Origin of the sequence: Nocardiopsis lucentensis DSM 44048, from assembly GCF_000341125.1 — a bacterium.
Lineage (GTDB): Bacteria > Actinomycetota > Actinomycetes > Streptosporangiales > Streptosporangiaceae > Nocardiopsis > Nocardiopsis lucentensis.
Window position 1 is genome coordinate 1 of the sequence record NZ_ANBC01000620.1, and the last position, 23,097, is coordinate 23,097.

At 66.0% G+C, this 23,097-nt stretch carries 21 protein-coding genes and 1 tRNA gene; 13 read left to right on the plus strand and 9 right to left on the minus strand.

Translation table 11 applies throughout. From position 1 onward, the window contains the following. The 3 genes from D471_RS35570 to D471_RS0122155 form a co-directional block, all read right to left on the minus strand. The coding region (locus D471_RS35570) for a UvrD-helicase domain-containing protein (protein WP_040690654.1) at nt 1-761 on the minus strand (761 nt) is incomplete at its 3' end. A gap of 52 nt (nt 762-813) precedes the next feature. Beyond that, nucleotides 814-3,510, minus strand: a complete 2,697-nt coding sequence (locus D471_RS0122150; RefSeq protein WP_017600648.1) for a site-specific DNA-methyltransferase — start codon at nt 3,508-3,510, stop codon at nt 814-816. Further along, nucleotides 3,500-6,562: a BPTD_3080 family restriction endonuclease gene (locus D471_RS0122155; protein ID WP_017600649.1), complete on the minus strand. Its 3,063-nt coding sequence runs from the start codon at nt 6,560-6,562 to the stop codon at nt 3,500-3,502. Before D471_RS0122155 ends, D471_RS0122150 begins: the two co-directional genes overlap by 11 nt. Before the next feature lie 485 nt (nt 6,563-7,047). Here D471_RS0122155 and D471_RS0122160 point away from each other — a divergent pair, with 485 nt between their 5' ends. Both D471_RS0122160 and D471_RS0122165 read left to right on the plus strand, forming a co-directional pair. Then, nucleotides 7,048-7,833, plus strand: coding sequence for an alpha/beta hydrolase (locus tag D471_RS0122160; RefSeq protein ID WP_017600650.1), 786 nt, complete (start codon nt 7,048-7,050; stop codon nt 7,831-7,833). After that, nucleotides 7,833-8,495 (plus strand): acyltransferase, encoded by a 663-nt coding sequence (locus tag D471_RS0122165; protein WP_017600651.1) that lies wholly within the window; start codon nt 7,833-7,835, stop codon nt 8,493-8,495. Before D471_RS0122160 ends, D471_RS0122165 begins: the two co-directional genes overlap by 1 nt. On the opposite strand, the gene D471_RS0122170 is transcribed toward D471_RS0122165, so the two are convergent. Together D471_RS0122170 and D471_RS0122175 are read right to left on the minus strand one after the other, a co-directional pair. Next, nucleotides 8,475-9,242 carry a glycosyltransferase family 25 protein gene (locus D471_RS0122170; protein ID WP_086003034.1) on the minus strand — a complete coding sequence of 256 codons (768 nt, stop codon included), beginning with the start codon at nt 9,240-9,242 and terminating at the stop codon, nt 8,475-8,477. The two genes, D471_RS0122165 and D471_RS0122170, sit on opposite strands and share 21 nt — an antisense overlap. A gap of 8 nt (nt 9,243-9,250) precedes the next feature. Next, entirely contained in the window at nt 9,251-10,300 is a 1,050-nt protein-coding gene (locus tag D471_RS0122175) for a hypothetical protein (RefSeq protein ID WP_017600653.1), read from the minus strand. A 325-nt stretch (nt 10,301-10,625) separates the two neighbouring features. Between D471_RS0122175 and D471_RS0122180 the strand changes: the two genes are divergently transcribed. The 9 genes from D471_RS0122180 to D471_RS0122220 are packed head-to-tail and all read left to right on the plus strand — an operon-like array spanning nt 10,626 to nt 18,591. Further along, nucleotides 10,626-11,114, plus strand: coding sequence for an NUDIX hydrolase (locus D471_RS0122180; protein WP_040690656.1), 489 nt, complete (start codon nt 10,626-10,628; stop codon nt 11,112-11,114). Further along, nucleotides 11,111-11,779, plus strand: a complete 669-nt coding sequence (locus D471_RS0122185; RefSeq protein ID WP_017600655.1) for a hypothetical protein — start codon at nt 11,111-11,113, stop codon at nt 11,777-11,779. The genes D471_RS0122180 and D471_RS0122185 overlap by 4 nt, the downstream gene beginning before the upstream one ends. Continuing rightward, nucleotides 11,776-13,575, plus strand: coding sequence for a DUF4254 domain-containing protein (locus D471_RS0122190; protein WP_017600656.1), 1,800 nt, complete (start codon nt 11,776-11,778; stop codon nt 13,573-13,575). The genes D471_RS0122185 and D471_RS0122190 overlap by 4 nt, the downstream gene beginning before the upstream one ends. Before the next feature lie 26 nt (nt 13,576-13,601). After that, a complete protein-coding gene (locus D471_RS0122195) occupies nt 13,602-14,171 on the plus strand; it encodes a phosphoribosyltransferase (RefSeq protein WP_017600657.1) in 570 nt (189 codons plus the stop codon). Then, entirely contained in the window at nt 14,171-15,280 is a 1,110-nt protein-coding gene (locus tag D471_RS0122200) for a glycosyltransferase family 9 protein (protein ID WP_017600658.1), read from the plus strand. The genes D471_RS0122195 and D471_RS0122200 overlap by 1 nt, the downstream gene beginning before the upstream one ends. Continuing rightward, entirely contained in the window at nt 15,277-16,407 is a 1,131-nt protein-coding gene (locus D471_RS0122205) for a hypothetical protein (RefSeq protein WP_017600659.1), read from the plus strand. Before D471_RS0122200 ends, D471_RS0122205 begins: the two co-directional genes overlap by 4 nt. After that, nucleotides 16,392-17,153: an SDR family NAD(P)-dependent oxidoreductase gene (locus tag D471_RS0122210; RefSeq protein ID WP_017600660.1), complete on the plus strand. Its 762-nt coding sequence runs from the start codon at nt 16,392-16,394 to the stop codon at nt 17,151-17,153. Before D471_RS0122205 ends, D471_RS0122210 begins: the two co-directional genes overlap by 16 nt. Next, entirely contained in the window at nt 17,146-17,697 is a 552-nt protein-coding gene (locus D471_RS0122215) for a histidine phosphatase family protein (protein WP_017600661.1), read from the plus strand. The genes D471_RS0122210 and D471_RS0122215 overlap by 8 nt, the downstream gene beginning before the upstream one ends. A 48-nt stretch (nt 17,698-17,745) precedes the next feature. Next, on the plus strand, nt 17,746-18,591 hold the full coding sequence (locus D471_RS0122220) for an NAD(P)-dependent oxidoreductase (protein ID WP_017600662.1): 846 nt from the start codon (nt 17,746-17,748) through the stop codon (nt 18,589-18,591). Here D471_RS0122220 and D471_RS0122225 read toward each other — a convergent pair. Both D471_RS0122225 and D471_RS0122230 read right to left on the minus strand, forming a co-directional pair. Beyond that, nucleotides 18,578-18,988, minus strand: a complete 411-nt coding sequence (locus D471_RS0122225; protein WP_017600663.1) for a DUF397 domain-containing protein — start codon at nt 18,986-18,988, stop codon at nt 18,578-18,580. The genes D471_RS0122220 and D471_RS0122225 overlap by 14 nt on opposite strands. After that, nucleotides 18,985-19,848 (minus strand): helix-turn-helix domain-containing protein, encoded by an 864-nt coding sequence (locus tag D471_RS0122230; protein ID WP_017600664.1) that lies wholly within the window; start codon nt 19,846-19,848, stop codon nt 18,985-18,987. Before D471_RS0122230 ends, D471_RS0122225 begins: the two co-directional genes overlap by 4 nt. A gap of 374 nt (nt 19,849-20,222) precedes the next feature. Here D471_RS0122230 and D471_RS0122235 point away from each other — a divergent pair, with 374 nt between their 5' ends. Both D471_RS0122235 and D471_RS38620 read left to right on the plus strand, forming a co-directional pair. Next, nucleotides 20,223-20,684 (plus strand): ATP-binding protein, encoded by a 462-nt coding sequence (locus tag D471_RS0122235; protein ID WP_017600665.1) that lies wholly within the window; start codon nt 20,223-20,225, stop codon nt 20,682-20,684. Between the two features lie 145 nt (nt 20,685-20,829). Further along, nucleotides 20,830-21,234, plus strand: a complete 405-nt coding sequence (locus D471_RS38620; RefSeq protein WP_241479680.1) for a hypothetical protein — start codon at nt 20,830-20,832, stop codon at nt 21,232-21,234. A gap of 706 nt (nt 21,235-21,940) precedes the next feature. Here the strand turns inward: D471_RS38620 and D471_RS0122250 are convergent. Next, nucleotides 21,941-22,014 (minus strand) — tRNA-Ile (locus tag D471_RS0122250). 192 nt (nt 22,015-22,206) lie between these two features. Continuing rightward, nucleotides 22,207-22,998 carry a DUF3566 domain-containing protein gene (locus D471_RS0122255; protein WP_017600668.1) on the minus strand — a complete coding sequence of 264 codons (792 nt, stop codon included), beginning with the start codon at nt 22,996-22,998 and terminating at the stop codon, nt 22,207-22,209. Nucleotides 22,999-23,097 lie beyond the last annotated feature (99 nt).

Here is a 23,097-nt window from a genome sequence, read left to right on the forward strand (position 1 = left end):
CAGAGATTGGCGCCATGACACACCAGGCCCTCGATCAGGCGCTCCTGCAACGGATTGACGTCCTGATACTCGTCGACGACCACGTAACCGATGTCGTCGCGGACATGCTTCTGGACGACCGCCGCGTTCTCGTCCTCGTCCGGATCGGCCTCGAGGAACTGCACGGCCAGGTGGATCATCTCGGTGTAGTCGAAGCTCGCGTGGTTGTACAGGAGCTTCATGTAGGAGTGGAACGACTCGGCGACTCCCTCGGGTACCTGGGAATCGTCGACGACGTCCTCCCGCAGCACGCTCATCGCCTGCAGGAACAGGCTGGAGTTCTGATAGCGCTTCAGGTGGGACTGTGTCGCCCGTGGCAGGGTGGGACAGGTGGTCAGACCGGATTTCTTGCTGTTGCGGTCCACGAGTAGGCGGGCTGTGATGTCGCTGAGTACCGAGAACTTGAAGGTCTCGGGCACCAGCCGCTGCAGGAGGTCCAGACAGTAGCCGTGCATGGTGCCGATGTACATCTCCGCCATGCCGACGACCTCGCCGCGTTCGGCGGCGACGATGCCGAGGATCCGGTCCTTCAGTTCGGCCGCGGCCTTCTCGGTGAAGGTGAACGCGATGACGTTGCGGGGTTCCACCCCCGGCTGGGCGAGGATCGCGGCGATGCGCTGGGAGATCACCTGGGTCTTACCGGAGCCCGCGCAGGCGATGATCTGCAGGGGCTCGTCCAGGCAGTCGATCGCTTCCTGCTGTGCTGGAGTGTAGGACGCCATCACCGCCGCCTTCTCGTTGTTGTCGTGCTCCCGCTGAACCGTTCCACCAGCGTCACACGTCGAACACCTTCATGACCTCGTCGCCATAGTTGTTGATCACCTTGACCGCGATCTTACCGGTCTCCGGCTTCGCGAACGGCTGGGAGATGGTGGCGTTCAGTGACTCCCACGCTTCGGCGTCGATCTCGGCCTTCAGGGCCGTTTTGAGTTGCTTATAGGGGTTGGTGCTTCCGGTGAAGTAGCAGTGCCGAACGAAGAACGACTCCTCGTTGTAGTCGGTGTCCACCATCCACAGCGCGATCTGGCTTGTGTCATTGCTGCGGATCTCGCCGGTGGTGGGGTCGAAGACGTCCACCCCGTTGAGCCGCACGACGACGCCTTCCTCAGTGTCCTCGACGTCGATGTCGGGCTCACCGAAAACGGTGAACAGGTTGCCGGCCCCGGTCTTCTTGAGCTCCTCACCCATGAGTAGATCCGAGTTCATCCGCACCATGAGCACTGGGATACGCCCGAGCCTGCGGGTGGCCTCCACACTGGCGAAGCCCTCATCGGAGGCTTCCACGGTCACGCCATCGCCCTCGGTCACTCCGGTGACCTGGGCGTCGAACGCGAAGCCGAGCACGCACAGCAGGTCAACCCCGTCGGCCTTGATCGCCTCACGGGCGGCCTTCTTCACGAACAACGGGCTCACCGTCCCGTACTGCGGACCGATCGCCAGCGCCACCCGAGACTCCGTGCCCTCTGCGCCCGGTTCGGTTCGTTCGCCGATCGCCTGGATGTACTCGCCCGCGTAGCTCTCGAACGAGGCGAAGGTGATCCGCTCCTTGCGTCGGCCGTTCTGGATGCCCGCCTTGGCCAGGTTGTCCAGGATCGACTGTTCAAAGTTGGGGGCGTCAGCTTCCTTCGCCGCCGAGATTTCACTCGCTGACTCTTCCGGTCCACCTGCGAACGCCAGCGAGCGGTGTGGGCTCAGCGACTCCACCGTGAACGGCCCGGCGACCCGGATCTTCTTCTTGTCCTCGTACGGCTTGTCGTAGAGAAGCTCGTAGTCGGCGTGTCGCCGAATCGCCGCGTCGATCTCTTCGCGACTCATCCCCTCCCGGATGTCGGGGTTGTTCGCGATCGACTGCAAGGTGATGTGCAGGGCACGCTCATAGACGAAACCGTGTCGGATGTCGTTCGTGAATTTCTGACGCGGCAGCGGCTTCTCGGCAAGCGCCTCCTCCTTCGCGTGCCCCTCAACGGAGTCGGAGATGAGATACCAGGGGTATTTCGCTCCCATCACCCGCTGGCGGGCCAGAGCCAGAGCGACCCGGGAAGTGTCGATGGTGATCCATCGACGGCCCCACTGCTCGGCAACGTGTGCCGTGGTTCCGCTACCGCAGGTTGGATCGAGGACGAGATCACCGGGATCAGTAGCCAGCAACATGCAGCGTTCGACTACCTTGGTGTTAGTTTGAACTACATAAAGCTTGTCGTCCGTGAAGTTCCCGGTTCCCGTATCGGTCCAAAAATTGGTACGAGCCTGAAATGGAAAGTCTTCTGCGTATCTACGATAGCGGATGCTGTTGCTCGCCACGTGGATGCGCCCTGCCCATGCCAGCCTATTCATTCCGTCGGGATAGCTGGCTTTCCAATGCGAGGTGGATTTAGGCAGATAAGTCGCGCCCGAGTACTTGAAGGGCTGAGGCTTATCCGAGGGCCCTTGGGACTGCAAATTATCGGGCGCGTAAATCCTGGCATCAGCAGGCAGGCCGTCGACCGTCTCCCCGCGCCTGAGCCCTCGGTATGTTCCGTCAGGAAACTCAGCCCATCGGTATGCCTTTCGGTCGACTGCAGGTTGCCACAGAGGACGGGATTTGAGTTTTGTGATTTCCTTGGCATACCAAATGATGTAATCACCATTTCGACCCAATGAGGTCGATTGGGTGAATCCACTCGTTGTAGCGAAGCTGATAAGGGATGCGAAGTTGTTGGAGCCGAAGACTTCATCCATTATGGAACGGACCAGGTGTACGTTCTCGTCGCTGATCTGGACGAAGCATGATCCTGACTCTGTGAGCATCTCCCGGGCGACACGCAGCCTATCGCGCAGATACGACAGGTAGGAGTGAATCCCCAGCTCCCACGTGTCTCGGAACGCCTTGATCTGCTCGGCTTCCCGTGCTGCGTCCTCCAGTTTGCCGTCCCGAACCGTGCGGTCACGCGCCGACACCTGCCAGTTCGACCCGAACTTGATCCCGTACGGCGGGTCAATGTAGATCATCTGGACCTTGCCGCGCAGGTGTTCCCGCTCGGCGAGAGAGGACATGACCTGCAGCGAGTCACCAAGGATCATGCGGTTCGACCAGTTAGCGGTATGCCGGTAGAAATCCACCTGGTCGAGTTCGTCCAGGCCGTCGAAGTCGTCGAAGAGTGTGAGCTCGGGCTCCTCGTCGGGTCGCTCAGCGGTGCGGCGGAGGTTCCCGATGAGGACTCGGGGGTCGATCTTCTCCTGGATGTAGATCGGTGGGGCGTCCACCACGAGGTCGTTGTCGTCGCTACCCTGCTCGCCGGCCTCCGGGTACTTGCCACGCCAGACGAGCTGGGGGTCGAGGGTCTCGTCCCGGTCGTAGCGGACCTTGCGAACCTCTTCGAGAACCGGATCCACGAAGTCATGGGCGTCGGCGGTGGGGATGTTGGTCCGCTTGTCGTCGTGCTTGATGGCGTCGACGGGGGTCGGTCCCTGCGAGGTCTTTTTACGCGCCACCAGCGCTCCTCATCTGCATGTCGTAGTCGAGCAGGTCCGGGTCACCGATGATCGGCTTATCGCCGTAGAGCAGTTGGATCGCCTCGGCCAGTCGTGCCTTGAACGAGAGGGGATCGGTCATCTCGACATAGCCCCAACGGCCGAAACCGCCATGGTTGTTCACCGCAACACACCAGGAGTCCCGGGCTGTAGCGGCCTTGGCCCGAGTCGGCCCGGGACTCTTCTGACTGCCGGAGACCTCCACGATCAGGTAGCGGTCGAAGTCTTCATCGTCTGAGCGGTGAAGCCGGACCAGGAAATCCGGCACGTAGGAGTGGGATCGACCCCCATGCACGTAGGGGATGGAGAAACCGAGGTGGTCGTTCTTCACATAGGCCACGACGTTCGGGTTCAGCTCCAGCTCGCTCGCGAGCAACTGCTCCCAGGTGTTACCGAGCACTCCGTCCAGGGTCACGTGCGAGACCTCGGACTTCTCCGTCGACACCGTGGCCTTGCGAGTATGAAAGTAGACCCCTTCGGTCGAGCCCTGGGGGTCGAATCTGTTCAGCATCGGCCGTAGACGGATCCGTCGCTCGCCGCTGAAGCGAATGATCGCGTGCCAGATCTGCTCAGCGGCCTGGGCCTGCGCCTGTGTGATGGTCATCAGGGGGCCGAGGCTGTAGCCCTTGTCGACCGTCACCCGGTGGTCGATCCACTCCCTGCAGATCTCGACAAGTTTGGGGAACAGCCAGGGACGCTTGTCGTCGGCGGTGTTGACATGGATATCGAGGACGCGCTTGGCGAGCGCGAAGGCCACCTCCTGGCGCCGATAGGTGCGGTCCTCACTCGTGTCGTGCTCGCCCTCGCCGACGACCCCTTGCAGCTCCACCCAGCTGGGCACTGTGTCCGGTCCGATCTCGAAGACCGGAGCGGAGTCGAGATCCAGATCGATCTCCTCGTCGGGGAGTTCGGCCCGGTAACCGTCGAGCTTGGGGAAGGTGATCCGGAGGTGCTCCCGGCCTTCCAGAGCTCGGACCTCCTGGACCGGTTTGGGGGGTAGAGGATCCTTGGCCGGCTTGTCCGAGGGGATGAACTGGAAGGGGATTCCGTAGACGTTGGCGTACTCCGGTTCGAAGAAACCCTCGTCGTTGACCGCGTAGGAGCGACGCCGCAGTCCTCGGCCTACCACCTGCTCGCACAGCAGTTGGCTGCGGAAGGGGCGGATGCCCAGGATATGGGTGACGGTGTTGGCGTCCCATCCCTCGGTCAGCATGGACACGCTGACCACGCACCGGACCTGCTCGCCGAGCCGCCCCTTCTTGCCGACGGTGTTCATCACCTCGCGCAGGAGTTCTTCCTCGGTGATCTTCTCAACGTCGGCGCCCGGGTAGCGGCGGCGGTACTCCGCCTGGAAGGCGGCGATCTCGGCGGCTGCGGCCTGCTTGAAGTCCTTCTTCAGGCCTTCGCCGGATTCGAGCGCCCGGGAGTCGATGAGGATCGTGCGCGGTCGGGCCAACGGCTTACCGTCGACCACGTTGCTGAGCAGCTCCAGATTGCCGGGAGTGTGCGCCACGACCTCGTCGTCCTCCACGGCCTCCCGGCCGGCGATCCACTCGTAGACGAGCCTGCTCACCGTGGTGTTGGGGCAGACCACGATGAAGACCGGCGGAGGTTCGCCGTGCTGTTGCAGCGAAGTCTCCCAGTGTTGGAAGGCCTTCGTGTAGCTGCGGTGCAGGCTGTGCAGCGCGCCTTCCAGCTCGGGCTCGGGGAGCCAGTCCTTCACCGTGTTCTTCGGCGCCCTCTTCGGCAGCTTGTCGCCGACGAAGTCCCACAGTCGCAGGTAGGTGACGAGCTTGTGACGCGCGTCGTCGTCCACCGGCGTGCGGGGGACTTTGACGATGCCCGACTCGATCGCGTCCATCAGCGAGAAGTCGCTGACAGTCCAGGGGAAGATGTAGCCCTCGCTGTAGCCCGAGCCCTTGAGGTAGAACGGTGTGGCCGAGAGGTCGACGATCTGCTTGATCCCGGCGTGCCTGGCCACCGCCTGCAGGCCGCGGAACCAGACCCGGGCCTCTTCGTTGGCCGCCTGCTCTTCCTTGTCGAGCTTGGTGTCCTGCTCTGCGGCGGACAGCGGCTTGTCCTGGTAGCAGTGGTGGGCCTCGTCATTGAAGACGATGACCTGCTGCTTGCCCGAACCGCCCAGGTCACGGAGCACCCGGCTCACCATGGCCTTCGGGGTCTCCTTGAACGCATCCTCCTTGCGGTCGCCCTTGAGCAGCAGGCGGGTGTTGCGGGCGATGCCCTGGATCTCCTTGGCGTCCTTGAGTTGGAAGGCGTGGTAGTTGGTGATCGCTATCCGGGCATGGGCCAGGCCGCCCTTGAGATCCGCCGGGATCAGGTCGCGCTGGTCGTAGTAGTTCTCCGGCTCCTCAGGAAGCAGAACGCGCAGGCGGTCTCGGATCGTGATTCCGGGCGTGACCACCAGGAACCGGCTGGTGAACCGCGCGTCACGTGGGGACTGCACCTTGTTCAGTGTCTGCCAGGCGATCAACATCGCCATCACGACCGTCTTACCGGTACCCGTGGCCATCTTCAGCGCGACACGGGGCAGACCGGAGTTGTGCGCCTCGTTCTCGGGCTCCAGGCGCCTGCGCCAGTCGGTGTAGCCGTGGCGACCGGCGACCTCGACGAGGAAGATCGCGGTCTCCGCCGCCTCGCGCTGACAGAACAGTACGCGGTTGTCCCGGTCAGGGTCGGCCCAGTGCTGCAGTAGCTTGCGGCTGATCGGGGTGACGCCTGAGTACTCGCCACCGCGCCGCCACCGGGCGACCTCTCGGCGCAGGTCATTGATCAGGGTGTTGCGTTCTCGGCGCTCGCCGGTGGTGTCGAAGTCGAGCTCGATCTGGTCGGCGCCCTGCTTCCCCTTCTTGGACACCGCGATGGGGATGAACGACTCGCTGGGCCGCCGTCCCTCTCGGACCTCACCCGTCGGGCCCTGCGGACCGATCTCGTAGTAGCGATCCGGCTGCTCATACGGTGAATTGAGGATCGGGTTCTCGATCACTTCCGTCATACGCGCGCCGCCCACTCCCTCGACATCGGTGCCATACTAACGAGATTTGGAAACTGAGAAGAATCGGGAGTTGGGCCCTCAAGCCAGGATCAACGCCGCCATCTTCATAGCAGAGGCGCGAGGCCGCCGGGCAGGAAGGCGGGCGACCTTGTGTGGGGCGGGCGCAAGGTTCATCTCCCCGGGCCCTGTGAGACGGGGTGAACGCCAGAGGCCCCACTGCCACCCAGGTCGTGACTGCCCGCTCCAGACACGGCGTCGATCTGCCAGGACCAACGGCGGACGACACTACGGCCTCGGCCCGTGGCACCTACGGTCAGGATACGAATCGGCGTGCCTGTCCGCAGTGCTTGTTGGCCGGTATCCTTTCGGCGTCGTCTGCTCCAGGGGCCGATCCTCGTCCAAGCTCGCATCGCTCCAGGCGGAACGTTGACGCCGACCCTTGAAGCAGGAGCCCGCCCCCACCCCCGGCTCAGGAAGTCCAGCTCATGCGCACCCTCGACGTAGTCAGCGCCGACGGCGTCCCGCTCGAAGCGGTCCTGCACCCTTCCAAAGGAGACCGCTCGAAGGGCACCGTTGTCCAGGCCCACGGCATCACCGTCGACAAGGACGAGGGCGGTATGTTCGTCCGCTTGGCCGACACCCTGTCCGACAAGGGATTCAACGTCGTTCGGTTCTCCTACCGGGGACACGGAAAGAGTGGTGGGACGCCCCGCGGTGTGACCGTCGCTGGCGAGATGTTGGACCTCCAGTCGGTCATCGAGCACGCTCTGGGCACCTGGCCCGAACCGTTCTCCGTTCTGGCCGCGAGCTTCGGGGCCGTGTCCTCTTCACTCCTGCTTCCTGTACTCGGCGACCGGATCGACTCCCTCGTCCTGTGGAACCCCGTACTCGATCTGAAGCACACCTTCCTCAACCCAGAGCTCCCCTGGGGAGTAGAGAACTTCGGTCCTGACCAACAGCGGGAGTTGGGCGCCAGCGGTCAGTTGTTGATCGACGGCGAGTTTCCCATCGGCCCGATCATGTGGCGCGAGTTCAGCCTGTACGACCCCCTCGGCGCCTACACGTCATCCCACGTTCCCTCGCTTGTGGTCCACGGAGACCAGGACAGCTACGTGTCCTATGACATCGCCAGGGCCGTTGCCTCCCCCCGGGCCGACACGGACTTCCACACGGTGCAGGGGTCCGACCACGGTTTCGATTCCACCGAGCGGGAGGACGAGGCGATCCGGGTCTCGGTGGACTGGCTCAACACACGGGCACAGCGGTCCTGATGACGCCGCAGAACCTGCACGGGCTTGTCAAGGCGGCCGACGGCTGCCTCGTCGGCGAGCAATGCGCGATCGGCACACCCAAGGAGGCCCGACTGCGCGCCTTCCAACAGGGAGAGCCTGTCGATCCGGGCTCTCCGGTCCGGATCGGGGAGAAGTGTCTGATCCTGAACCAGGTCGTCATCTACGAGGGCGTGTCCATCGCCGACGGTTGCATGCTCGAGGACCGCACCCGCGTCGGGTACGGAACCTCCATCGGACCAGACAGTCGCCTCATCTACGGTGCCTACGTCTGCGACCGGGTGACGATCGGCGCTCGGGGGAGGATCGCCGGTTTCGTGTGCGACGCGGCGGTCATCGGCGACGACTGCACCATGATGGGCGACCTCGTACACGAGTACACCCGGCCGCACGAGGGGTGGTGGGACGTGGACGAACCATCACCGCGTGTCCATGACGAATCGGTGATCGGGTACGGGGCGAAGGTCGTGGGAGGCGTGACCATCGGTCCCCGAAGCTACGTCGCGGCCGGTGCCACCATCACCCGTGACGTCCCCGCGGAACACGTTGCCATCGGCGCCAACAACTTCACCCCGATCCGGGACTGGCCGGGGAAGCGGCTGCGGGAGCTCATCCGCCACTGGTCAGGAACCTCCGGGAGCTGACCAGGTCGAAGCTTCCTTGTCCACGAAGGGCGATTCCTCTGTGTCGCTGCCCGCCACGTCCTTCGGGAGTTGGGTCACCAAGGGTGGTTCGAAGGCGAGCGCGTTCACGCGCCGGGGGAAGCGCGCGCGTACGTCGAGGCGCTCGTGGTCCGTGTAGAGCGCGGGGAGGAACTCGTCGACCGGCACGACGGCGTCACCCAGCCTCGCGTCCAGGACGTGCTTGAGCCCCGAGCGGGTCAGCAGATAGCCGTAGGTGCAGTGGCTGTACCCGGGGACGACGAATCTGGCCACGGAGCTGGGCGTGTCTGGACGAAGGTGAACCCGGCCCAGGTACAGGAGATCGAACGGGATCTCGGCCGTCTCCAGCCTCTCCAACCCCTCTACCAACCTGCTGAGGAAGTCCTCACCGATCACGGCGTCGTCCTCGAGCACCAGTACGTATGGCTCCGCCCCCGCTGTCTCGGCGTCCTCCCAGCACGCCAGGTGGGCGAGCGAGCACCCGACCTCTCCGAACTTCAGCGGCCGGGACCACCAGGGGTTGTCCGACGCGATCCGCCAGGGGAAGAGCCGGTGCCCCCGCCGAGCGATGTCCTCCCTGGTGAGTGAGAGGCCGTCGAAGGGTCCGTCCCGGTCCGAGGTGAAGAGCGCACCCAACTGTTCAGGGAGGAGCCGTTCCATCCGCTTCCTGCGGTCAGCTCGCCGCCGCAGGTTCACCACGTACGTGCGTATGTCAGTGTGATCTACCACTTCGCCTCTCAAGAGTCCGTGAGGATTCCCTCGTACCGCTGGCTGTTGTCGACCAGCACCTCGAAGGGGGAGTTGTTCGTCCGCGCCATCAGCACCAGCGGTCCGACGGCGGCCAAGTCGACGGTATCGGTGAGGCCGCCGATCCGACGCGCCTCGGAGACGAGGACGAAGTCGTCATCCCCGACCGTGTCAGTCACGTACCTGAGGTTGCGCGCACTCTGCGGGCCGTGCAGGAAGAGCTTGGCGGCTCCGAGGACACCAAGGGTCAGGCAACCTCCCAGGAGGTACACGACGGTCCCCTGGGTGAGGGTGAGCCGTGACAGGACCGCCAGATCCTCCAGCAGGTCCTTCTCCGGGCTCCACACCGGACCCATGACCGGCTGCCCCAACTGGGGGATGACGAGGGGATCGTCCTCACCGAGGACATGCGGTTCGAAGTAGAAGGGCAGCTGCGGGAGGAACTCCCGGTACTTCGCGTTCCACGGTGGCCCGCCGATGACGATGAGCGTGTCCGCGTTGGCGTCGTGGTACTCGGACGGAGCGAAGTCGCGGACGGTCACATCGGGGCAGATCCCGGCGAGGCCCGTCTTGACGTGGATCAGGGTGTCCAGGTCGGCGAACTTCGCGTAGCGCAGATAGTTCCGATCCGAGGGTGACGCGAAGTAGGGCCTCTCCTCCTCGGGGATCTCTGAGCAGACGATGTCTATCCGCCCTTGGGGGTGAGCGTTCCAGAATTTCTGGAAATCGCTGGCCAGGGCGTCCTGCTCTTTCTTCTTAGTTGGCCATCGAGACTCGGTGTAGTTCGAGGTGGCGACAGGGGATCCGGAGAGCACTTGTACCGCCAGGGCCTGGAAGGCCCGTTCCGACTTTCTCCTGATCGTCTTCGACGCATACCCGAGGTGCGAGGCGAGGGATTCCTGGCGCCCGGTCAGCGTCGGGTGATTGTGCTCCTGGGTGAGGTTCAGATCCACTTCCGCGAAGACCCTCAACCCGTCGTCCAGCATCACGACAGCAGAGGCGATCGCTTGGACCAGGCCCATGATCTGGTCCGCACTCATCTCTTCGTCCGGGGCTACCGGGGCACCGAGTAGGTGGGATCGCAGTTCGGGTCCAAGGCCGGTGACCGCAGGTGGATTGCCGAGAGCTGTCCCCTTTCGCAGCGTTTTGAGCTCGTTCGCAACGAAATCCACGGTGAGGTTCGGGGGGTTGGCCAACACCTGTCCAGTTTATGTCCAGCGTCGTGCTGGGTGTCCAAGGATTGGGTGGTGAATGGGGTGGTTGCACCCCGCTCGGTCCGAGAGCATTCGAGGAGCTTGGCGGGGCAACCCGCGAGCGATGACTGCCCAAGCGTGGGGTCGAGTAATGAACGAGGTGGGGGAATCCGTGGACGAGATCGTCAAGCAGAGTGCCCGTGCGCTCCTGTTCGACAACGAGGGGCGCCTGGTCCTCATCAAGCGCGTCAAGCCCGGCCAGGAGCCCTACTGGGTCGCCGTGGGAGGCGGACTGGAACCCGAGGACCGCGATGTTGAGGCCGCCCTGCACCGCGAGGTGTCTGAGGAACTCGGTGGTCGGATCGACCATGCCCGCCAAGTCCTCCTCATCACCGACGACCTTCCCGACGGCATCGGCCTCCAACACGTCTACGCCGCCCGACTGACCTCCATGGACCTGGCCCATCGCACGGGCGCGGAGTTCACCGAACCCGGACGCGGTACCTACGAGGTGGTCAGTGTCGTCGCTACACAGGACGCGCTGTCACAGATCCGTCTCCTCCCGCCCCAACTCGCTGAGTTCACACAGGCGAACATCCGTGGGTTGCTGGTGCTCGTGGAGGAGCAGGACAAACCTGGTGAGGCGGGCGATGCGTCGTGACCGACTTCGTCAGCCTCAACGGTCCCGACAACAGCGGCAAGTCGACGCAGGTCCGCATGCTGGCCGAGTCCTGGGACGGTTTCTGCGACCTGGGGCCCGTCCACCGGCACGACCCCGCCGCCTGGTCCCGAGTCGCCGGGCCGGGGTTCGGCACCTGGTGGTTCACCACCTCCACGACGGAGGAACTCACGCACCTGCTGTTCTCCAGCCACGAAGCCCGCTCCCGGGCACGCCCTCCCGATCGGATCGGCCTGCTCGACCGTGGTTGGCACATGCTTCTCGCGACGGCCATCGCGACATGCGCGGTCAAGGAGTCGCGATCCATCGAGTCGGCTTGGAGCCGCGTTCTCGCCCTGGTGGGTGCCGAGGTGCCCCACCCGGCGGAGATCCCCATCCTGCTGGTGCCCTCACTCGACGCCGAATGCAGCATCGCCGTCGCCCAGCAGCGGGAGGGGCGCCCGTGGACCGGCGTCTACCTCGACTATCAGCGGCACCTGCACCGCGTTCTCCTGCGTATGGCGCGCCAAGGAGTGTTCGCCGAGGTCGTGTCCGGCCCCTCCCACGACATCGACGCGACGCATGCCCTTGTCCGTCGCACCCTCATCGCGCACGGCGTTGGTATCCCCTCGACCCCCTACCTCGCGAAGGACGGAAGACCCTCGTGACCCCACACAGCTTCGATCTCAGTGACCCTCTTGACCCGCTGCTCTCCCTGCTCCCGCCCAAGGAGCGCCCCCGAGTCGACGAGGCCGTTGACGGCCTCCACCACACGAACCACCGCCTGTGGCTGGCTGAGGACGGAGTGCGCATCGATCCGGACGACGCGGTACGGATCGCCGACGGCAAGCGCGTTATCGACCAACTCAACATGGACCGTGTCCGCTTCGCCGAACGCCTCGATGAGCTGATCGGCGCCGCGTGCCCGCCTGCCGCCATGACCGCTCCGCTTCACACCGAGCCGATCAGTTCGGTGGTCGACCGGCTGTCCGTGACGGTGCTGCGGCTGCACCACACCCAACGGGCGGCGGTCGGCGATCCGAGCATCGGCTCGCGAGTGGTGGGAGTCCAAGAGCAGGTCCACGATCTGCGTGAGGCACTCACCCTCCTGGCTGCGGACGTCGCGGCCGGTCGAAGGCGGCTGCCCAGCGGAAAGCGGTTCAAGCTCTACGGAACGACGCCCCGCACCGACACCCACCCGGCTCCGAGCCCCCATCTGCCACGGGTCATCGCCCTGGGTGGCCTGAGCGAATGCGGCAAGAGCACCTCGGGGATCTTCCTGAACCGTGACGAGGGGGCCGCGCGGTTCAAGATCGGCTACCTGTTGACCCAGGCCGCCGCCCGACGTGGACTCGCCGATCCCTATGCCCTGTCGCCGACGCGGCAGGCGGAGTTGCTCCTGGACGAACTCAATCGGTTCGCCGACGCCCATCCGGACATCGACCTGATCACCATCGAGTCCGTGCACAGAGCCGAGTCGATCGCGGCGCTCAAGGCGATGATGGGCGAGCTGCTGCGCGTGGTCTATGTCGATGTCCCGCTCAACGTCCGTCTGGCGCGCTCGGGAGGCGACAGGCGGGCGCTGGAGGAGAAGGACCGGGTCAAGACTGATCGCGGCGCGCATCGGATTCCCGCCAATGAGGTCGTGGACAACTCGGGCAGCGTGACCCGGCTGCACGGAAACCTTCGGCGCCTGGCCAGCCCCGCCGTCAGCACCCGACTGAAGACCATTGCGCCCGAGGACCTCCGGCTGCCCTCCACCGTGCGGGCGGCGACGTCCCGGCTTGTCGACTCCCTGTCCGCCCTCTTCGGGGAGAAGTGCCTGGTCGCGTTGACGGGAAGCGCGGTCCACGGTGGCTGGCGCGAAGGCTGGTCGGACATCGACCTGCTCGTCATCACCGAGGGCGAACACGGAGTCAGGACGTCCCGGGCGGTCGAGGAGTACCGGGCGGCGCTTGAGGAACTCGGTGGCATCCACCTCGGTGCGACGATCCTGCCGCTCGTCGAAGCGCAGGTCCGCCGACTCCCCAACCGGGTGCTCGCGGCGCTGGTCATGCTCCAGGAAGGCGCTCCCGCTCTCCTGACCGGTCCCGGCCTGCGGCTCCCGGTGATCACGAGGCGGGAGGTGGAGCGCGGTACCCCCACCGCTCTGGCTGAGGCGGTCGCCACCACTCGCAGGCTGCGCCACGACCCGGGACGCGGGGGGATCCGCCCCCTGTACAAGCACCTGATCCTGATCTGTCGACTCCTGCTCAGGGAGCAGTCGGTGTGGGTGAACGGCAACGACGACATCCTGTCCGAAGCCCAGCGTCTCCTGTCTGGACTGGGCCCCCTCGACCTCCCATCCCTGCCTGAGGTCATCGCCGCCCACCGGAACGGCACAGACCGGGCCGCGGTGCTCGGAGCGATCGAAGCGGCCGTGGACCGGCTGCTCGCCTGGCACCGCCGACAGTGCGCCGCCTGACAACCAACGACAAGGAAGGGAACGACATGGAAGCGGTCGCCCAGGACGCCGACTTTCGCGCCGAGGTCGTCACCCGATTGGACGCTGGGCCCAGCAGCCGACCCGAGCGGGTGATGCACGATCTCGACGGCACCCGAGCAGCGGTCCCACCCGCCGACCTCACCAACGCCGGACGGTCGCTGTGGAAACGCCTTCTCCACGAGGCCCCCGCGGTGACGGACGTCGACGCGGTCCTCGGCCTGGACGCGGGCGGCATCGTCCCCGCGCTGGCCCTCAGCCTGGCCTCCGGACTCCCGTACAAACTCGCGTGGAAGGTGCGCGTGCCCCTCCCCGGAGTAGTCCACTTCGTCGAGGGGCACGCCAACCGGCCGAACGTGTTCGCCTACGGGATCGCCCCTGGACAGAGCTACGTCCTGGTCGACGACGAGGTGACGACCGGCGTCACCCTCGTCAACCTCGCCCAAGCCCTGCGGGGGCACGGGGCACATCCGGTGGCCGCGGTGTGCCTGGCCGAGGACACCCGCTACCAGGCCAGGTCAGTCATCGAGGAACTCGGGCTCCCCCTGGTCTCCCTCACCCGGATCGGAAGCGCCTGATGATCGCGGACCTCTCCTCGGTCACCCGTCACTGGGGAAGCACCGTCTACACCTCCGAGCAGGTGATCAGCGTTCCGCTCGGCTATGACCGCGAGGCGACTCCTGTCGGCGAACCGCTTCCCGGTCATCCCGACCACCACCTACGGCGAGCCCTGGAGCGGTGCGGGCAGGTCGTGGTGGCCTTCGACGGCAAGCTGGGGGACTCCCTGCTCGCCTTCGGCACGGTCACCGCGGTCACCGACGCGCTCGCCCTGTTCGGCCGGAGCGTCCCTCTCACCACGCTGGGCCGGTACGGTCGCCTTTATCCGACGAGGAAGGCGACTGGTTCGTCAGCTCCCTCTCCCCGGTTCATCGTCGGCGATGAACCGGGGGTGGCACTGGCCCGACCGGCGGACAATGACCATGTCCTGCTCTGCCGACCGGAGCAGGCGCACTGCCGCAGTGACGGCCGGCACGTCTACCCCTTCCTGCCCGCGCGCTACTACCTGGCGCTCGAAGAGCGCGTTGGACTCCGCCTTCCTGGTGGCCCGCCGTTCCTGCCGTCCCCGCAGAGCGACACCGCCGTCTCTGACGGAGAGACACTGACGATCGCCGCCATCACCGCGACGAGCTGGCCGGGACGTAAGGACTACGGGGCCGAGCGGTTCACCACGGCCGCGCGGATCATCGGCCAAGCGACCGGCCGCAGAGTGCGGCTCCACCTCGTGTCCGGCCGCGATGAGACAGCGCATCGACCCTGGAACTCGGACCCTGTGCGGGTGGAGCCGGTCGCTGGTGCTGATCTCGAAGCGCTCGCCGCTCTGTTCGCCCGCTGTGACCTCGTCCTGGGAAACGACACCGGCCTCACCCACCTCGCCGCGTTCGTCTCCTCCAAGGCAGAGGTCATCGGGCTCTACGGGCGGCACTCCCACAGCAAGTGGCGCACCGGGCTCGACCACCACCACGCTCTGGCCACACCCTTCTCCGAACGCATGCACCGCTGGGACATGTGCCCAGTCCGTGACGGCCTGGACGAGAGCGACACCGAGCGGCGAACACCGCTGTCCGCGATCACTCCCGACACCCTCGCCGACACCGCCGTCCTCGCCTTGGACCGCGGGCACGCATGAGGACGCCGAACCCGCTCCCACGTATCGGAGCCCCGCTCAGGTTCTCCCGCAACCGGCTCTACCCGATCGACACGCGACGACGACGCCTCATCGCCAAGTGCATGCCCGACCACAACGAGGCCCGCGCCGAAATCCTCGGCCACCAGCTCCTTCGCGACTGGTATCCAGTGCCCGCCCTGCACCACCACGTCCGACTTCCCGGCCGCACCGTCCTGGTCTACGAACGGCTGCCCGTGGACACCAACCGAGGGCTGCTGCTGGACCTGCTCAACACGCCGGACGACGGCGACCACTCGATCCTGGACGCGTACATGCGTCAGATGACGAGCACCTACCTGAGTGTCTTCACCGAGACGGCAGAGCTGAGCCCTTCCTCCACGGTGGTCGGCAAGCTCTACCGGGACCGGGCACTACCCGGCGGTCGGCTCGACCACTACTACGCCCACAACGACATCCCCCTCACCGAGGTCCAGGACGGGCCGAGACTCAGCGACCTCGCGCGGACAGGGCTGTACGTCAACGGACGCCACTACCAATTCGACTGGGACGGAACGCTCTCCTGGCTGCGCGACGCGTTCGACACCCCCGTCTGGAGCGCGATCAGCCAGGGCGATCCGACCGACGTCAACCTCGCCGTCCCCCTGGCCTGGCTGGACTACGACACCGCTGGCCGCAACGCCATCGCGGGCGAGATCGCCAACTTCAGCTTCTACACCGCCGTACTCGGAGGCTGGCTGGTCCCCACCCTCAACCCGCAGGCGTTCACCCAACACCCCGCCACGTTCGACCGACTCGCCGCGAACACGCCACGTGTCAGCGCCCACCCGCATGCGGGCACCCTGCACATCCGGTTCACCGACCGGCTAACCCACGCGCGACGGCTCGCCCTGTCCCGCTACTGGGAACTGCTCGTCCGACCCCTCGCCGCCCGCTACTTCCCTGGAGGAGCCCTCGCCGAGGCGCTGCGCCCCTACCTGGCGATGCGGATCATCGGCGTGTTCGACCTTGCCTGGCTGCCCTTGGAGCAGCGGCTGTACCTGCTCGCCAAGCTCGCGCTGTGCATGGCGCCCGACTTCTCCCCCACACGATTCTTCGACCTGGCGGAGTCCTCATGTCCTACTCGTTGAACGACCGTCTGGCACTGGTGACCGGAGCCACCGGAGGAATCGGATCGGCCATCGCCCGTGCTCTCACGGAGTCCGGGGCCCGCGTCGCGCTGGCCCACTTTGACACCGCCGACGAGGCCAGGGCACTCGCCCAGGAGATCGCGGATGCGGGAGGAGCCGCGGAGGTCTTCGACGCGGATCTGCGTTCACCCACCGCACCAGCGGAACTTTACGCACACGTGCAGGGCAGGATGGGGTCGCCCGGCATCCTCGTCACCGCGGCTGGCGACTATCCCCGAACACCACACGCGAACCTCGGACGAGAACGCTGGGACGCATGCCTGGCCCTCAACCTGACCGCCCACCACCTACTCGCGCAGGCCGCCGCGCCCGCGATGATCGCCCAGCACTACGGCCGCATCATCACGGTCGGCAGTGTCCTCGCCTCCACTGGGAGGCATGATCTGGCCGACTACATCGCGGCGAAAGCCGGACTCGAAGGACTCACCCGCGCGCTCGCCCGCGAACTCGGCAAGCACGAGATCACCGTGAACTGCGTGGCCCCGGGCTCCATCCAGGTACCCGCCGAGGAACAGGTCGTTCCCGACCCCGACGCCATGGAGAAGCGCCAACTGGTCCGACAGTGCGTACGACGCCGTGGCCGTCCCGAGGACGTCGCCTCCGCTGTGGCCTTCCTCGCCAGCGACGAAGCCGGATTCATCACCGGTCAAACCCTGCGGGTGGACGGAGGATGGGTCCTTGGCTGACGTCTACCTCATGCGCCATGCGCACTACGTCGGACACCGTCCGGGGTACCACGCTCCCGATGACGCGGAACTCTCCCCGCAGGGCCGACGAGACACGATCACGGCGGTCCAGCGAATGCCCGCCGTGGTCGGCATCGTGTCCAGCCCGCTGCGTCGCGCACGCCAGACTGCCGAACTCCTGGCTGAGCACTCCGGGATTCCCCTGCTGGGCGTCCTTCCTGATCTTCGCGAATGGCGGAGCCCCACAGCGGTCCAAGGCATCCCTCCGGAGGAATTTCCCGCCGACTACGTCGCCTGGCGGGCGAAGCGCCTCGTGGATCCAGCGAGCAGGTACGAAGACGGTGAGTCCCTGAAGGAACTCGGTGACAGGGCGGCACGGGTCCGAGATCAGCTCATCGCTCTGGCTGGCAGCGAAGGACCCGTGCTCGTGGTCGCCCACAAGATCCAGCTCCGAGTGCTGACGGCCCCTGAGGCACCCACGGCAGCATTCGATCCAGCGGTACGAGACGAGTGGCCTTTCCTAGGACTCCGTGCCTTGAAGTGAGACCATCGAGTTCTGCCCTCACCAACCCCTCCCACAAGGACATACGTCATGACCAGCCTCATCACTGTTGGCCTGCTGCATCCCGGCCAGATGGGTGCCGCTGTCGGGCACGAGCTCACCAAGGCCGGTGTCCGTGTTCTGTGGTGCCCTATTGGGCGAAGTGACGCGAGTGTTCAGCGTGCCGAGGAAGCCGGACTCGACGCCGTTCCCGAGCTCGGCTCGCTCCTGGAGCGTTCGTCCGTGGCGATCTCCCTGTGTCCACCGGCCGCTGCTGAGGAGACGGCCGTTGCGATCAGGGAGGCGGGTTTCTCGGGGCTTTTCGTCGAGGCCAACGCCATCAGCCCTGACCGTGCGGAACGGATCGCCGCCGACATGGCCGCTCACGGGGCCCGCACCGTGGACGGATGCGTTATCGGCCCGCCGCCCGGGGGCACCGTCGCCACGCATCTCTATCTCTCAGGCGAAGAGGCGGAGTTGGCGGCGGTCAAGGATCTGTTCGCTGGTACGGCTGTGGTCCCGATCCAGATGGAGGGAGCGGTGGGGGCTGCCTCAGCTCTGAAGATGGCCTACGGCTCTTACCAGAAGGCCGCGTGTGCCCTGGCCGGGGTCGCCCAAGCGCTGGGTCGTGCCCACGGGGTGGACCAACACCTGACCGCGGAGGCACGACGGCTGGCGAAGTCCCCGCTGGCCACCCCGGAGTACCTGACCGGGGTGGCGGCCAAGGCGTGGCGCTGGGCACCGGAGATGCGTGAGGTGGCCCAGAGCCTCGCCGAGGTAGGGCTTCCCCAGGAGATGGCTGAGGCCGCCGCCACGGTGTTCGACCTGTGGGAGCTGGACAAGGACAACCAGGAGCTGCCGTTGCCGCAGGCCCTGGACCGGCTCAAGCGTGACTGACGAGTACGCCGCGAGGGTCCCCGCTGCGCAGCTCTCCGGCTTCTACCCCGAGTCTGAAGGCTTCCCACTCGTCTCGGTCGTAGACGATGGTGGGGGCAGCGTCGTTGCTGGCCTCGGTCAGGGTGAAGCCACCGTCGGCGGTGAACACCGCGGCCACCTCGCCGACCGAACTCGGCTTCCCGCGTGCGATCGATGAGCAGAACTCGTCCCAGTGCGCGCTGGGGAAGAACAGCGTCGGGCTGGCGTCGCCCAGTTCGTGCTTGCCCACGACGATCCAGTCACCGAAGCGTTTGATCCCGACGCAGGAGCCCTGGCCGCCGGAGAACGTGGACTTCGTGAACAGCTGCTGCGTGACCTCGACCTGGGTGGGGCGGGGTCCGCCCGAGGGGTGAGTCATGATGGCAGCTCCTCCATAACTTTCTTGATGTAGCGCGTGGTCGCGGCCGTGGACATCGCGACGTCCACGATGTGGTTCCACAACTGCTTGTGCCGACGGATCTCGCGCGCCTTGTCGAGGTACAGGTTTCCGCCCTGGCCCTCGATGTAGATCATCTCGGGCTCGTCGGGCTCGAACTCCAGGATGCTGAATGGTCCGCTGAGTCCGGCGTGCGCTCCCACGCTCTCCGGGATCACCTGGATGTTGACATTGGGCTTCCTGGTGAGATCCAGCAGGTGCTGGAGCTGTGCGCGGTGGACCTCCGCGCCGCCGACGGGCCTGCGGATCGCGGCCTCGTCCATGACGACCCACAGGTTCAGGGGGTCAGGATCCCTGTCCAGGATCCGTTGGCGGCGCTTGCGGAACTCGACGAGTCGCTCGACGTCGCTGGCGGGCTCCTGAGGGTTGGTCGCGGTGAGCAGGGGCCGCATGTGGTCTTCGGTCTGGAGCAGGCCCTGGATGAGGTGGGTCTCGTAGACGCGCACGCTCGTGGCGTCCTCCTCGCGGCCGACGTAGATGTCGAACTTCGGTGGCATCACGCTCTCGAACTCGCTGGTCCAGTGACGTGACTTGGCGTCCGCTGCGAGCTGGCGGATCAGCTCGCGTTCCCTGTCGTCATCGACACCGAAGAGCTCGAAGAGGTGGTCGAGTTCGAGCTTGCTGGGCACGGCGTGCCCACCCTCCATGCGGAAGACCTTCGGATCGCCGCAGCCGAGTTCGTTCGCCACCTGCTTGCCCGTGAACCCGGCCTTCGTGCGCTGTTCCTTCAGCCACAGGCCCAACTTGCGCTTGCTGCCGGCCGGGCCACGTGCTCGCGCCACGTTTCTCCCCGTCTTCGTCATCGGTTGCCGGGCAGGCGTGTGTCCGGTGAGGACACCGTGTCTGCGTGGTCACGGGAGTGATGCTACCGAACACTCGGATCGAAGCTTCTTTAGAAAGATTTCCGAGAACGCTTGTGGTCGAAGATTTTCCGTTGCATCATCGAGGTCAAGCGGCGTAGCCGTGCGGTCACGATTGGCGCTGGAAGTTCTGTATGTCCTCTTATGGCCGTTTTGTGGTGCGCCTTGCTTCGAACCGCTGTCACCGAGGAGGTTGAGGTATGAGAAGCCCAAGCAGACCAGACCCTGGACGACCGCCGGACCGAGGTGGGGATCACGTCCCAAGGCCGCGATACGGCCACAGCCAGGACCGGCGGGTGGTGGGTGGGTTGCCGGTCCGCGCCAAGAGCCCTCGGGCCGGGGTGTTCGCCGCGTATTTCGGTGGCACCCCGGAGCAGGTCGGTCGGATCCGGACCTGGTGCGCGGGGGCCACCGGGTTGGGCGAGGAGGCGGCCGCCGTGGTTGAGATGGTCGTCAGCGAGCTCGTGACGAACGCGGTGCGGCATTCGGCGTCGGGCGGCCGGTGTGGACGTGTCAAGGTCACCGTGGAGGTCCTGCCCGGCCAGATCGTCCTGGTCTCCGTGACCGATGACGGGCCGCGAGCTCTGCGGCCGATCACGGTTCCCACCTTGACCACCCACACCAGCGACACCGCCATGTGCGGGCGTGGGCTGCGTCTGGTGGCGGCGCTGGCGGAGAAGTGGTGGTGGACCGGTTTCCGGGGCAGCCCGCTGACCGTGTGGGCGCTGATCGACCCCCACCGCGACCTGGTCGCCTGATCCAAAAGCCGTGTGCCGCGATGGCGGGAAGTGCAGCCCCACGCGGGGCCAATGACACCTGCCCAAGCGGAAAACATGAAAATGCCCCGATCGGTGTTGGAGCACCGAGGCGGGGCGTGATCAACCACCTGACAGCACCAGGAGGATGACCGTGCCACACACTACCGGCCGCCACCGCAGGCGGCACCGAACCCTCGCGGCCCAGCTCTGGGCCCTCGCCGCCGCAGTACTGGCGACAGCACTCGCCTTCGTGTTCGTCCCCGGCCAGCCAAGGCGCGAACCAGTCGCGATCACCCCGCCACCCGAACCGCCCCGACTACCGGCGCCGCGCACCAGTCCAAGCAGTGCGCAGGAGCTGGCAGCTCCGGAGAACGACGACCCCGACGAGACCGGCGGCACACTCGTCCGCCCATACATGCTCCCCCGGCCCCAGGTCCCCCGCCCCCAGATCCCTGAAGGCGACCTCTTGGCGGCGCCGACGAGCGGGGCACCCGACGACCTGGGCGACCTCGCAACCGTCATCCGTACCTATCTCAACACCGTTGGCTGAGGAGAACAGGCCATGAACACGGCCATGCCACTCGCCCACGCCGTGACCTGGTGCGGCCACCGCATCTACACCGCGAACCTCACTCAGGTGAGTCTGATGCCTCGGCTACCTCACCGTGCCGCGGCTGAGTGGGCGGTGTTTCTCCGGCTGGCTCAGTAGACACTCATGCGAGGTCCTGGGCCTAGGCCCAGGACCTCTGCCATACCCGGATCCCCAGGGTCGATGTCACGACTGGTCGACTTGGTGACTTGTCTCCCCTTGCAAGCAACTCCAACCCACGGGAGACCGGTGACCGAGAAGACCAGGGCGTTCACGATCCGAGAGCTGTACGACCTGCCAGCGGCGGTGGACCTGATGACGGCCGCCCGTGCCCTGCACATGGGGCGGACGACAGCCTACGAGCTCGCCAGACGCGGCGAGTTCCCCTGCCGACTCCTCCGCTACGGCGGGGGGCCNGGGTGGTCACGGCGGAACTCCTGGGGCTGCTGGGCGTGCCCCTGCCCGAGCGGGGTCGACCGGCTACAGTCGAGTCGACATAGCGATTCGATCTGTTGTCGACTTCGTGTCTGGCCGGTGCCGTTCAGTGCCGGGGGAGTGCGTGTTCTGACAGGGGATGCCGTGGGGTCCCACGGTCAAATGACGGTCAAACGAGGAAGAGCCCCGCTCTCCTAAACGGAGAGCAGGGCTCTGACCTGCAACAACACTGTGGGCGTACCAGGACTTGAACCTGGGGCCTCATCCTTATCAGGGATGCGCTCTAACCGACTGAGCTATACGCCCTCGTTCCTCGAGGAACTCTACCGCATCCCGGTGCGTGGAGCGAACCGGGAGATGACGCGGAAGCCAGAGGGACACGGGCGACCGCGTCCCTCTTCACCTCCCATTTTACCGGGTTTCCGGAGTGCTCGGGCCACCCCCTCGGACACGGGTCCGGCCCCGGGCACGGCGCCCGGGGCCGGATCCGCCAAGGCCCTACTCGGCCTCGGTCAGCGTGACGTCCACGCCCCCGACCAGGTCGGCGACCAGGTTGTAGACCATCGCGCCCACCGTGGACAGGGCGGTGATCAGCACGATGTTCAGCGCCCCGATCACGCCCGTGTAGCCCAGGACGCGCCCCGGGGAGAACCAGGCGGCCGGGTCCAGGCCGAGTTCACCCTCACCGGTGTTCCCCTCGCCCTCCAGGAGCGCCTCCATCATGCTGGTGACCTCGTCGAAGACACCGAGCATGGACAGGGTCGCGTAGATCACCGCGACCGCGACGAACAGGACGATGAAGCACACCAGGGACACGACGAAGCTGAACTTCATCACGGACCACGGCTCCACACGGGAGACCGTCAGGTGCGCCTTGCGGCTGGACATCGTCGCCTTCACGGCGCCCGGCCCCTCGGGGACCGAGGCCTTGGAATCGGTCACTGCCGTCTCTCCCGCCTCCGCGCGGTCCTCCACGGAATCCTTCTCGGGCTCCTGGTCGGCGGCCGCGAAGATCGGGGTCGAACGCTCGGGCTCCTCCGGCTCGGTGTCGGCGGCCCCCTCCGCGTCAGAGGTCTTCGCCTCGCCGGAGGCCTTCCCCGTGTCCTCCTCGGCGTCCTTCTCCTCCGTGGACTCCTGGCCCTCGGAGGACTTCGCCTCGGCGGTCTCCGTGTCCGTCGGCTCCGGCTCGGTCGCCTCGACCGTGCCCTTCTCCGCCGCCTCGTCTCCGGCGGTCACCGCCGTGTCCGCTTCGGATTCGTTCGTGGGGGTGTTCCGCTGGTTGTCAGACATAGAAACGTTACCGCTGGACTTTCGTTGAGACGGGTGAATGCCGCGAAGAGTGGTGTCCCGTGGGGTTCACGAACGGAACCCCACGGGATCAAAAGGACC